The following is a 13,750-nucleotide window of genomic DNA, read 5'->3' as shown; positions in this document are numbered from 1 at the left end:
GAATCAATTATATACATACCTTAAAATCGTTTTTATAACTTCATCAATCACAATCGGCTTTGACAAATGTGCGTTCATGCCTGCATCCAGTGATGCCTGAATATCTTCTGCAAATGAATTAGCTGTCATTGCTATGATAGGAATGTTTTTTCCATCCGGTCTGTCATTCATTGCCCTGATTGCTTTTGTCGCTTCATAACCATTCATTTCAGGCATCATGATATCCATCAGGATTACATCAAATGTGCCTTTCGGATGATTTCTGAAAATCTCAACAGCATTCTTTCCATCCACAGCTCTTTCTACATTCATCCCGAACTCTTCCAACTGCACGGCAGCAACCTCTGCATTCAGTTCATTATCCTCTGCAAGAAGGACATTCACACCTGTAAGATTTACCTTTTCCGAAAAACCTGTGTCTGATTTATTACATTCCTTATCTGTAATTTCCAAAGGAATATCCACAGTAAATGTGGTTCCCTCATGCTTTTTACTCTGCACGGAAATGGTTCCACCCATCATATCTACATACTTCTTTACGATAGCCATCCCCAGTCCAACTCCATGGTACTGCGTTCTCACACCGGAATCTTCCTGTGCAAATTCCTCAAAAACTTCTTTTGTAAATTCCTCACTCATGCCAATACCAGTATCCGAAATGCGGTAACGCATATTTATATATCCATCCCCGCTCTTTTCCTGACACCGGGCTTCAAAGGTAATCGTCCCTCCATCCGGAGTGAATTTCACGGCATTGCTCAAAATATTGACCAGCACATCACGCAGGCGTGCAGGATCCACAAGTACATTTGGAATCTTTGCTTCTTCACGCTGAATCTTAAAGTTGATATCCCTGTTCGTAAGAAAGCCTTTTATAATATCCAATGCATAATCTGTAATGTTTTTCACATCCGCCGGTACCGGATTGTATTTCACTTTTCCACTTTCGATGCGGGTCAGATCTAATACATCATTGATCAGCGACAGTAAATGCTCTGAGCTTTCGTCAATCTTTTCCAGACAATTTTTCACTTCGTCTGACGGATTGTTTTTCATTGCAATACCGGTAAATCCTATGATTGCATTCATCGGTGTCCTCATATCATGGGACATATGTGATAGAAATGCTGTTTTTGCCTTGTTTGCATCCTGTGCATGCTCTGCCAGTTCCGCCATTTCCTCAGCTTTCTCCTGGGCCGCCTTCTGAGCTTTTTTTCTTGCACTGAGACGCACCATTGTCCCAGCCATAGCAGTCAGCAGCCATCCAAAAATAAGAAGAACCCAAACAGTAACAACAGGATGCAGACGGATCCAGTCAACAAATGTAAGCTCTGTTGCTTTGTATGTGGTATACTGTGCTGCAAGATCTTCAACAAGATTTTGGGGCATGGCATACATTGCTTTCGTCAGAATACCAGCCAGCGCATGGTTCTCAGTTGATGAAATTACCATGCGGTAGGTGAATGTAGGCTGTTCCAGCAGAGTATATGTCATGGTGCCCGTAGTGTCACTGTTCACAAACGCCTGTGCCATGTAATAGTAGACGAAGGCAGCATCTGCTTTACCCTCACGGACAGCTTCCATCATTTCCTGTCGGGTACTGCACATCAGTTTTTCTGCACCGGGTGCCATTGCATCTTCAATTGAATTTGATGCTGTCTGGTCAACAGTAGCAACAACATTCATTTTTCCATCAAAGTCACGCCGTGTCACCCTTGCCAGCTGCATCGTAATGAAAGGTGCAGTAATCCCCCATTTTTTCGTCTCAGCATAGTTATCTGTTTCCAGGCGTGCATCGATGCTCATATCTGTGGTTTCCGTATTTTTCTGATAAGCAATATACTCATCTCTGGTAGCAGGTGTAAGAAACTCATAGGAAATCCCGGCATAGTCTGCAATTTTCCGGAAGTAATCCGGGATAATACCCTTCATCTCACCATTTTCATTATAAGAATATGGATAACGGGTCGGATCACACAGAACATGAAGCGGGTTGTCCTTGGAATACTGTGAAATAATACTTTTTTCTTTCTCCGTATATTCCAGATTCTTAGTTTCGATGCTTTCATAATTTTTATTGTAAAGCGTCGTTTTCCAGTCACCCTCAACCGCATTCATCTGATCGATCGCATAATTGATCTCATTCAGCAATTCTGTATTGCCCTTTTTAACCATGACATAGAAATCGCTGCTGCCAAATTTCTCCACGATTCGCTCATTGTTTGTTTTTCTCAGAGAACTGGTAACAATCGCATCAACTTTTTCGCTCTGAAGGGCTTCATCCATTTCTGTGGTCGTATCAAAATAAGATGGAACATATGTAAATCCTTTGTCGTCTGCAAAATCCGCAAACTCTTCATTCCGGGTGTTTCCGTTCAAAAGCGCCACACGCATACCGTTGTAAGTGCTGTAATTGCCGTCCACAATCGTGCTGTTGTCACTGCGGACGGTCAGCATCCCATAATTGGTTCCGATCGGACGTGAAAAATCAAACTTTTCTTCTCTGTCCGGTGTTTTGCGGGCAGATGTTACCATGTCAATCTCGCCATCTTCAAGCATCTGCTGCATATCATCCCAGCTCTGATCGTATCCGACATATTCGTAATCTACATTCCAATAACGAGCCATCAACCGGAGGAAATCATAGCCATAACCGCTGCGGTTGCCTTCTTCATCCATCACATGATAACCATCCATGGCAAAGAAACCGACTTTGACAGTTTCATGCTGCGAACTGTCCTCGGCTGCGTATGCAGTCTGGGGAGAAAATATCATACACACGCATACAAAAGCCAGTAACACTGCCACATATTTCTTTGCTCTCGAAATCATATTAAATCTCCTTGTCAACCTCCTGGTTTCATAAAATTGCACTGCCGCATCAATATCTTCATCTGAATCTGCCGCCCTGACCGGGGCTGCCAGAAACACAACACAAAGAATTGTCTTACTGCATTTTCTGTTTTAAAACCAATAGCAAAGTGTCCTCTATTTTTTTACTATCAATGGGTTTTGCAATATGTGCATTCATTCCGGCATCTATGCAGTCCCTGATATCATCCTGAAATGCATTCGCTGTCATCGCAATGATTGGTATCTCTTTTGTATCTTTACGGTTCAATGTCCTTATCTGTCTGGCTGCTTCTAATCCATCCATTACCGGCATCATGATATCCATAAAAATAAAATCAAATCTGCCCGGAACTGACTGGGAAACAATATCCACAGCCTTCTCGCCATTTTCTGCCGTAGTCACAACCATCTTTTCATCTTCCAGCAGCATTTTTGCAATTTCCAGATTTAGCTCATTATCCTCAACTAATAATACACTCTTACCGGACAGATCAGGCTTTTCCACTTTTTTTTGCTGTTCCTTCTCAGCATTATGATCAATCTCAAGTGGTATCGTGACGGTAAACGTTGTACCTACATTTTCTTTACTTTCCAGTTTGATTGTTCCGTTCATCCTGTCCACAATATCTTTTACAATAGAAAGTCCAAGTCCGGCACCACTATATCCATTCGTTGTTTCTTTTCCTTCCCTGGCATAGGATTCAAATGCATGTTTCTGAAATTCTTCGCTCATACCAAGTCCCGTATCAGAACATACAAATTCAAAAACCGCCGTCTTGCCATCGCTTGAAATCTCATTGAAATACAGGATTACTTTACCACCGCTTCGGTTATATTTAACGGCATTTCCGGCAAGATTCATAAGAAGACGGTTTAGATATTCCTCACTGCCAATAACATATCTGTGATGAAAAGTACTCATGGAAACTCCGCCTTCAAAGCTGATACCATACTCCTTTGCATTTGTCTCAACAATCGAAATCTGTTTTACGAGCATTGCAACCAGATCAAATGGCTTGTTTACCAACTGTAATGTTCCAGATTCTACTTTTCCGATATCCAGAACATTATTCAGAAGGGACTGCAGATAGTCCATCGATTGCATTACCTTTGCTTTACATTCATCCAATTTTTCTTTATTGCCATAATAACGCTCTGATATATTGATCATCCCAATAATTCCATTTAAAGGTGTCCGGATATCGTGGCTCATATGTCTCAAAAAATCTGTCTTTGCACTGTTCGCCTTTTCTGCCTGCTTCTGTGCCTCTTTTGCCTTTTTCTCTGCAATTCTGGCTTTTTGGAGTAATCCAAGTATCAGTATCAGCACGATCAAAAAAACAGATACAACAAGCACCGTAAAGCCCCAGAAATTGTCCCTTATAAACTCCTTTGCCGTAACTTTCTTCAGATTACTGTCATACATATACACAGCATTGGAGAATTTTGAAACAGACATTGTTTTTATAGTCTTATTCAGGACAGACAGCAGCATGCTGTTTCCACGTCTGACTGCAAATGACACCATATCGTACTTTTCCAGAAAAACACTATGCAGTTTATTATCATCAGAATATTGTTCCAACTTGCCTAAGTCCATAATCATGCAGTCTGCTTTTCCATTATAAACAGCCTTCTTTGCATCCTTCCATGTAGCATATTCCTTCACATGCCACTGTGGATAATTGTAGGAAACATAAGACTTCAAATCACTGTCTTCTCTTGGTATCGCAACCGTATTTTCAGCATTTTCATCAAAACTCTTTTTAACCGTTGCAGCCGCCATATTGTACTTCCAGACAGTATCTGTTAAATCATAGCCCAGGTCTTCGGCAGCATTCGTATTTTGCATCACATGAAAAATCATATCAATTTCTCCATCATGCAACGCTTTTTGCATATCCTCTTGTGAATCATAGCCCTTCAGGTCAAATTTCAAAGTCTGTCCTTCCAGGCAGTTTTGTGCAAGCTGGCTGTAATCCATGATCAGGCCGCTCACTTTTCCGGTTTCTGTATCAAGAGTACTGACCCCGCCATCGTTTATCAAATAACCGATTTTGATTGTTCCATGCTCTGACAGCCATTTCTGTTCTTCTCCCGTCAGAAAATATACCCTGTCCACTGACAGAAACTGCTTATGCAGTTCATCTGCATAATAAGGATCATCATCTGTGATCCTTCTCATAGCATTATCCAGCTCTGTCTTTAAATCAGAATGACTCTGGCCGATTGCAAAATATATTTTTGAACTTCCGAGATTCGTTAAGGCCACCATTCCGTACCCATCCAGACTGGAATCCTCTAACGATACAAAAACGTCAATTTCTCCGTCTGCAATTTTCTTCAAAGCATCTTCATTATTTGAAACATTGACATGCTGTGTATGCAGATCATATTTCTTTTCCCACTCGTTCAATACCATTTCCGACAGGTAACCCATAAGCACCCCAATCGTTTTCCCATTGAAAGATGCAGTGTCAGAGGATGAGATGTCTGTATGATCGGGTTTTACATAGACATAATATCTTTCGTCTCCCATTGGAATAGCGGAAAAAAGCATAGTCTCTGCCCGTTCCTCCGTATAAGAGATTCCTTCTATCATATCCAGCTCATCATTTTTTAATTTGTCGAAACAATTTTCCCATGTACAATCTACATATTCATAGTTCCACCCGGTATAACCTGCGATTTTCTGCAGATATTCATAGCCGTATCCGCTTCTTTTTCCATTTCCATTTATCTTATCATATGTATCATCCGGTACACCAATCCTGACAACTCTCTCTTTCTGATTTTCTGCTGCAAAAGCATAAACCGGACAGATTGAAAAAAGGATGCAGCTGCACAATATAAAAATGATACCTCTTTGCAATACTGATTTATTCATTTTTATCCCTTTACGTGGCATTGTAATTACTCTAATTTTGCATTTTTCTATTTTACAGTGTCAAAATATCCAATGATTCCAATGTATCCATGTCATATTTTAGTTATCCTGTCTATATTTCACCGCTTATTTGACACTGCTCTATCAATCATTCACCAATTTATGAATTACTTTTATCAGTAATTCCACATCAACTGGCTTAGCAACATGTTCATCCATCCCTGCTGCTTTTGCTCTTATTCTGTCCTCCGTGAACGCATTTGCTGTCATTGCAATGATCGGTACCTCCTTTGCATCCTCTCTGTCCAGAGACCTGATCATCTTTGTAGCTTCATAACCATTCATTACCGGCATCATAATGTCCATAAGAATGACATCAAATTCACCAGGTTCACTTTTTCTGAACAGCTCAACCGCTTCCTGCCCATTCCACGCTTTAATCACGTCCGCACCCTCATTCTGAAGCATAAATTCAGCGATTTCCATATTCAGCTCATTATCTTCCGCCAGAAGAATATGCAATCCCTTTATAGATTTTTCGGATACATCCTTCTGTTCTTCACGTTTATCCGCATCCGGATCTATTTTAAATGGGACCCGGATCACAAATGTTGTCCCTACGCCTTTTTCACTTTCAAAAGTAATGGTTCCACCCATTTTCTCGACCAGCTTCCTTGCAATGGCCATTCCCAGTCCGGTTCCGACAAACTTTGTGCGGCTTCCCGTATATTCCTGTGCAAATGGTTCAAAAATATGTTTCTGGAACTCCTCAGTCATTCCGATTCCTGTATCCCGGCAGATAAATTCCATTGTCGTCATTCCTGGCTGTTCGGATGGGATTTCCATGCAGCTAAGATAAATATGTCCATTTTCTCTGTTATATTTCACTGCATTGGACAGGATATTCATTATCACACGTTTTACATACCCCGGACTTCCAATAAGATCACGGTGTATGATTTCTTTTTTCTCCCATACAATCCGGATATTCTGTTCTGCAGCAATCTGTTCAATTACAACAAGCACTTCCTCAGAGATTTTGCTCAGATTAAATGGACTCTCTTCCAGAACAACTTCACCCGACTCCAGCTTACTCATGTCCAGAACATCATTTACCAGTTCCAGCAACAGATTGGATGCCGCTTTAACCTTTGTTCTGTATTCCTTCTGCTTCTCCATATCATCTGCATAATGGTCTGCCATATTGATCAAACCGTAGATTCCATTAATCGGAGTCCTGATATCATGGCTCATCCGCTGAAGAAACTCTGTTTTTGCCTCATTGGCGGCTTCTGCCTTTTTTGCTACTGTCAGAAGTTCTGCTTTATATTTTTCATCTTTTTCCTGCTCCTGTTTCTGATGTGCCTGATTGGTTCTGTGACCCCAGAACAAAAATATACTGAATATCAGAAAATAAAGAAGAATAACACCTGCTACACTTAATGGAAGGTTATGAAACACTTCCGTATCCGGAAGATACGCATAGATATAATAATCCCGCTGCTTCAGCATGATTCCATAACATCCGGTTCCTTCATTCTTGAAATGATAAATGTGCTGACTGTCTGTATGCTTTTTCATTGCCTGAACGACCTCGTTGCCGGCTGTATTCTGCCCTAACATACTCTCATCATTGCTGGCAACAACTGTTCCATCATCTGCAACAATAATCGTTCCATCCTTCTGGACACTATAGCCGTTTAAAAGCCCCTGTATCGTCAATGTGTAGTTTCTGACAAATTCTGGAGATGTATAATAATAAACAGCAACGATACCCGGTGCATCTTTTCTGGCACAGGCTGCAATGTCGATACGTGACCCGTCTTCTCTGATAAAACGTTCCGAATAAGATCTTTCTTCATATCCGGCAAAATCCATGATAATTTCTTTTTGCAGATACTCCGTAATCTCATTGGCAAGAGATTCATCCGTGCTGTATTCACAGTCCGTCTTTCCTTCTGCATCCAGTACAATGATACCATCCACCCAGAGAGTCTGCAGGTTTTCCTTCAGGAAATCCCGGCTTAGCTGACCGCCGTTTTCTATTTCCATTTTAATATTTGTACTCATCTGTCTGGCACTTTCAATGGCACGGAGGAGGCTTTTTGATTCCGAAGATTCATTAAAATGGGTGTAGGTGGAGCACTGCACTTTCACATAGTTTACAATCTCCACCATTCTTTTCTCTGCTTCCGCTTTTTCTGCGTGGAAGAAATAAAACAGAGAGGCTACAGCCACACAGACTCCAATCAGACCGCCGAACAGCTGGATTCGTTTTTCTTTTTTCTTTCTCTTAATATCCACGATCATCCACCTCCAGATACTTCTGGGGATCATCCAGATATTTTTCAATGATTTTCAGGGATGTGCCATCCTGACGCATTTCTTCCAGTGTCTGGCTCATCTGCTCACAGATTCCTCTGTCATCATCTTTTGCAAAAGCGACACCTATTCCGGTGATCATCAGAGGCTCTTCCAGAATACGGAAGCTTGCATCATAATCCTTCATATACTGAACAATAGATTCCTCGTGTGCTGCAACTGCATCTACATATCCTTTTCCCAGAAATGTATAGATCAGCTCCCTGTGTCCCAGGCTGATCAGATTGCCCAGTTTTGGGATTCTTTCATCCGTCCGATTCAGAAAGATACCTTCCGGTTTGGTTGTTGACTGAACAGCCAGGTTCTTTCCCTCCAGGTCACTCAGTTTATAGATATTACTATTCTCATTTACAGCAACCACCTGACGGCTTGCTATGTATGGTCCCGCCCAGCGGTAATCATCAAGACGCCCTTCCATGGAAAAGCAGCCCATGATACAGTCAATCTCTCCGCTCTCCACCAGTTCTTTTTTCTTCTCCCAGTTGATCTGGACAACGTCCACCTGATATCCCATTCTTTTGAAAGCTTCTGTAGCCAGTTCTACATCGATTCCCGTCGGTACACCATCCTCATTCAGATAATTGTATGGTGGATAGTTGTCACTGCCGAGGGTAATAACAGGCTTTTCGGTTTCTTCTTTCGTGTTATCTGTGTTTTTACACCCTGCCAGGGTGACTGCTAAAATTCCCGCAAGCAGAATGCCTGCAATTACTCTTTTTCCTTTCATTTTCTGTCTATCCCTAACTATCCTTTTTGATTCTTCTATATCCGGTTACTTTCCATTCGTCACTGTACAGTGACCTGCGGTTCGGTACCCCCCCCCACCAGATTTTATGCTTCTGATCGTCTTTTCCAGCACCTTCATCTCAACCGGTTTTGAAACATGTGCATTCATGCCAGCCGCAAGGGAATGCTGAATATCTTCTGAAAATGCATTCGCAGTCATGGCAATGATCGGAATCGTCTGTGCCAGTTCATGGGAGCTTCTGCGGATTGCTTTCGTTGCCTCATAACCATTCATAACAGGCATCTGTATGTCCATCAGGATCATGTCATAATCACCTGGGGCAGACTGTTCAAATGCTTTCAAAATCTCTTCACCATTTTCACAGATGATACATTCCGCACCTTCAATCTTTAACAGTTCCGTCAGGATCTCCGCATTCAGTTCATTATCCTCTGCACACAGGAACCTCATTCCTTGAAGGATATTCCCATCCTGCTCATCTGTTTCTTCTTGTGCCGCCAGAGCAGCCGTTCTATCCTCTGCAATTTTCAGATCCAAGAGAACTTCAAAACAGCTTCCCTGTCCCAATTCACTGTCCACGTCAATGCTACCTCCCATTGCCTCAACCAGATTCTTAGTAATCGCCATTCCAAGTCCGGTTCCCTGTATTTTATTTGTAAGGGAACTTTCCGCACGGGTAAACGCATCAAAAATTGTATCCTTGAAATCTGCCGACATTCCCATACCATTATCACTAACTAAGAAACGGTACTTTGCATAGACAGATGACTTTGTCTCACATTCTTCTACAAAGAACTGAATTTCCCCACCTTCCTGGGTATACTTCACTGCATTGGAAAGCAGGTTGCTGAAAATCTGCATCAGGTGAACCTGATCCCCATTCACCCACTCATGCTGAATATTTTCTTTTATGATTGTAAGGGTCTGCTGCTTTTCATATATTTGAGTATGAAATATAGTGTCAAGTTCCTGCATAAGATCCAGAATAGAAAAGTCAGAATACTTGAAGACTGTTTTTCCTGCTTCAATCTTACTCATATCCAAAACATCATTAATGATTCCTAACAGATGCTGTGATGAAATATCTATTTTATCTGCATACTCTATAACTTTTGCTTTATTACCTGCATCATGTCTGATCAAAGACGTGATACCAATGATTGCATTCATAGGTGTACGAATATCATGTGACATATTAGACAGGAAATCTGTTTTCGCCTTATTTGCATTTTCCGCTGTCTGTAAAGCCTCTGTTGCAACGTTCTTTGCCTTTTTCAGTTTTTGATTGACTGCTTCCATTTCCTTCATTGTCTGCAAATGAAGTTCATTCTTTCTTTTTTCATATTCTGCTTTTTGATCTGCAAGACTAAGTCTGGAAATACTGTAGAATAATCCAGCAAAAAGTAAAAGTATAAAACCTGCCATGAGTGTTGTTGTACACAGCACCGTTTTCTGGTAATCCCTCAGCACATTGTCAATAACTCCCTTTGTCACAATGCATACCAAAATGGTGTTGTTGCTTTCTATCGGGCAATACCCCAGATAATAGGGGTTCTGTTTTCCCAAAAGTGCAACTCCGGATTCTCTGTTATCAAACTTCTTTTTGAGCAAATCAGCCTCTTCTTCTGTAATGGCCTGTTCCCCTTTTAAATGTTTTAACAAAGAATAATTACGCTGATATTTATCACCACTCAGGTTCGTATACGTAATATTTCCGTCATCATCCAGCATGAACAAATATGCTTTCCCATCATAACCTTTCAGTTTTAACATGGAATCCAGTTTCGAATGATCATACACCGTTCCAATTGCCGTATAAGTTTCCCCATTGATCGTATATTCCTGACATGGGATCGCAACCAGATAACCGTCTTTTTTCTTCTGATCATAATCAAGACGCACCAGTTTTCCAATATTGTATCCATTCTTTAAGTCCAGCAGAAATTTACTTGGCATATCAATCCGCATTTTTGTTCCACCTGCGGATATTGCCTGACCATTTTCCCGAAGAAATATAAGGGTACTTTCCGATTCTTTTTCCCATGCTTCAAAGAAACTTTTGTTCGTATCCGTTTCAAGAGACAGCTTCCTCTCACGAAGTAAAAATTCCTCAACCAACTGCAGCTGGCTGTAGTACCCACTCACCTGAAGATCATAGGTCTGTTGTATCTGTTCAACAACAGCTCCCATACTGCTTTTTCCATTTTCGCTGATATACTTGCTAGACTTACTTATAAGATACTTGATACAACCTAAGCTTAAAAGAATCATAAGCAGTATAAGCAACAGCCTTGTTATTTTTTTTCTTTTCTTTACCGTTTGTTCTATCTCCACTTTTACTGTTCAACCTCTATATAGTCTTCCGGTGCTGACGGCTGCTGTCCTTTTGACATTGCTGCGATCCATGCACTTGATAATGTTGTATCTTTAAGCTGCTCAATCTCACATTTCGGATTTATTTTTTTCAAAACAGACATTGTGGTGTCTGTAAGAAGAATCGAGTATTCCTTTTCTTTGTCTATTTTCTTATCATTCACTGTCAAGTCCTTTAATGAAAATCCACCTTCCGCTTGATTGACGATCATTTTCATACCGGATGCAATTGGTAATTCGTATTTGTTGGTTATGTAAAAATTCTCATCAGCATCGGCGAGATAATTTTTCACGAGTTCATAAACCTGTTTACCATTGATTTTTGCAACATATAATGCTGTATCTGAACTCTTCGCTGTCATCATGCCAACCCGGCTATTGGTGCATTCTCCTTTGTACATAGAAGAAGTGAAATAATAATATGGCGCCAGAGCCAGCTGTGCATCATTTTCTTCTCTGATCGTAGTTAAAATGGAAGATGCTGCATCACGGCCATTTCTATCGTTCAGCGAAATGGAATATTCATTTTCAAAATTCACCGTTGCTTTTTCTTCTGGAGCTTTACGATTCATTACACTGCAAAAAGTATCATAAGCCTGTGTTTCATCCATTTCCCCTGACAGTAATCCGTGAACAGCCTCAAGACTTGCATAAAAAGATTTTTGAGCGGAATATCGGATATAAACAGCATTATTATTAATTTCCTCTTCCACTCCAGGCACATCCTGCATCATGGTTGGAACATCTGTATTCAATGAAATGACGCCGCTTCCATCCGCAATCAGCTTTTGCCCCTCTTCTGAAATCATACAATCCAGCACATCCAGTGCAGTATCCAGTTTCTCCCGGTCTTTTTCCAGATTTTTGTTAAATGCAATGTTTAAGGACGGAGTCATGTATACATAGGATTCATCCGATGTCTGTGAAAAGTAGGGAATACGGATCAGCTCCGCATCCATCTGGTTCTGCAGCTGCTGCATAACCGTCGGATGTCCATGAAACATTGCTGATTTTCCCTCGACAAACATCTGGGTTCCTGTATCGATGTCAATATTGATATCTTCTTTACCAAAGTGCGAGTCCTTAAGAAACTGACTGGTTTCTGAAAAAATACGTTTCCATAATGTATCATCAAACTTCACTTCATCCGCTGCAGTCTCTGCACCGTTTCGCCATTCAATACCATCCAGGCTTGTAAACTCACCGATTGCCGCCGCCTGGATGATTTCATTATTAGACCAGTCTTCCCCAAGATCCATGGAATACGGTTTTATGCCATTATCATAAAACTGCTGACAGGCCTGTACATATTCCTCATAATTTTCTGGAATCTTTACGCCATACTGATCAAACAGTGTTTTGTTGGCAATGATCGTCTGCGGAATACCACAGATTGGCAGCCACTGGATTTCATCCTCCTCATTCTTATAATATTGCACCGCATAAGAATAGTACTTGGAAACAACATCATAAGAAGCAAAATCCATAAGATAAGGCTGTAAGTCCTGTGCATCTGTTCCAGAGAATCGACGTACTGTTATGATATCCGGTAATTCATCATGTTCTTTAAAATAACTGTATAAATCGGTATCATTGTTACCAATAATAAATTCAATATCCTGATCAGGAAACTGTTCATGGATATAGGGTGCAATATTTTTCATCAAACGATTTTCCCACAGATAAACGGTAAGATGATCATCGTTTTTAGATACTTCTTTCTTTGACTGTCCACATCCAGACAAGACAGCAGTTGCTACAAGTACACCTGACACCACTGTTATCAGACAACGTTTTGCCTTTTTCATACTTTACCTCTTTCTTTCCTGGTAAAATCATTATTGTTACGTCTGTGAAATAACTCCATAAAAAAGCACTGTCAGACAGACAGTGTACCTCATTTCATGCAACTGGCTGCCATTTTAAAGGCCCTGTAGCTTTGCGTCCCAGACTTTCATCTGGTTTGCCGATTTCCTTATTATAGCTTTTAAACTTATGTAAAAAACTGGTTTTATTATACTATAGCGCTCTACTGTACACAAGAAAAACATTACCGTTTTAACGCCTGAAAACCAAAAAAAGAACAGCCGATAGACGGTATGAAATGATGTGCTTGAATATTCGTATTAAGCCATATCTGCATCACTGCGTCCATATCGCTATCGCTGTATTGTCTTAATTCTATATTCCGTACACTGCCATGCCCACTATTGCGGATAATACGATTAAAAGAATAGGCGACAGCTTCTTCTTTGCAAAATGCCTATACCCAAACATCGAAGCAACCAGAATTGCCGTAAGGATGATTGCCTGCAAATTAATCTGGATTGCTGAAATCGCTCCAAAGCAGTTTCCAAAGACCATATAAATACCCGTTGCAAGAACAATGCCGATCACACAGGGCTTCAGACCACGCAAAACCGCTTGAACATACTTGTTTGTGAACCTCACATGACTAAAGTCACGTGCTTCTCAGCCGCTTTAAGCGACAAGACTAAATATCGGCG

The 13,750-nt window shown here is 40.9% G+C and carries 7 protein-coding genes and 1 riboswitch; all 7 genes read right to left on the bottom strand.

Features of this window, described 5'->3' with window-relative positions:
- Window positions 1-3 precede the first annotated feature (3 nt).
- Window positions 4-2,832 carry a transporter substrate-binding domain-containing protein gene (locus DXB18_RS10400; protein WP_118707657.1) on the bottom strand — a complete coding sequence of 943 codons (2,829 nt, stop codon included), beginning with the start codon at window positions 2,830-2,832 and terminating at the stop codon, window positions 4-6.
- A gap of 115 nt (window positions 2,833-2,947) precedes the next feature.
- Window positions 2,948-5,740: a transporter substrate-binding domain-containing protein gene (locus DXB18_RS10395; RefSeq protein ID WP_182430545.1), complete on the bottom strand. Its 2,793-nt coding sequence runs from the start codon at window positions 5,738-5,740 to the stop codon at window positions 2,948-2,950.
- Window positions 5,741-5,884: 144 nt separating this feature from the next.
- Window positions 5,885-8,050 carry an ATP-binding protein gene (locus DXB18_RS10390; protein WP_118707653.1) on the bottom strand — a complete coding sequence of 722 codons (2,166 nt, stop codon included), beginning with the start codon at window positions 8,048-8,050 and terminating at the stop codon, window positions 5,885-5,887.
- A complete protein-coding gene (locus DXB18_RS10385) occupies window positions 8,034-8,849 on the bottom strand; it encodes an ABC transporter substrate-binding protein (protein WP_118707651.1) in 816 nt (271 codons plus the stop codon). The genes DXB18_RS10390 and DXB18_RS10385 overlap by 17 nt, the downstream gene beginning before the upstream one ends.
- A 45-nt stretch (window positions 8,850-8,894) precedes the next feature.
- A complete protein-coding gene (locus DXB18_RS10380) occupies window positions 8,895-11,060 on the bottom strand; it encodes an ATP-binding protein (RefSeq protein WP_118707649.1) in 2,166 nt (721 codons plus the stop codon).
- A 146-nt stretch (window positions 11,061-11,206) separates the two neighbouring features.
- Window positions 11,207-13,051 (bottom strand): ABC transporter substrate-binding protein, encoded by a 1,845-nt coding sequence (locus DXB18_RS10375; RefSeq protein WP_118707647.1) that lies wholly within the window; start codon window positions 13,049-13,051, stop codon window positions 11,207-11,209.
- Between the two features lie 94 nt (window positions 13,052-13,145).
- Window positions 13,146-13,221: riboswitch (cyclic di-GMP riboswitch) on the bottom strand.
- Window positions 13,222-13,424: 203 nt separating this feature from the next.
- Window positions 13,425-13,694, bottom strand: a complete 270-nt coding sequence (locus DXB18_RS10370; RefSeq protein WP_118707645.1) for a chromate transporter — start codon at window positions 13,692-13,694, stop codon at window positions 13,425-13,427.
- Between the last annotated feature and the right edge of the window lie 56 nt (window positions 13,695-13,750).

The organism is Clostridium sp. OM02-18AC (assembly GCF_003481825.1).
Classification (GTDB): domain Bacteria; phylum Bacillota; class Clostridia; order Lachnospirales; family Lachnospiraceae; genus Brotaphodocola.
This window is presented reverse-complemented; position numbering and strand designations above follow the sequence as displayed.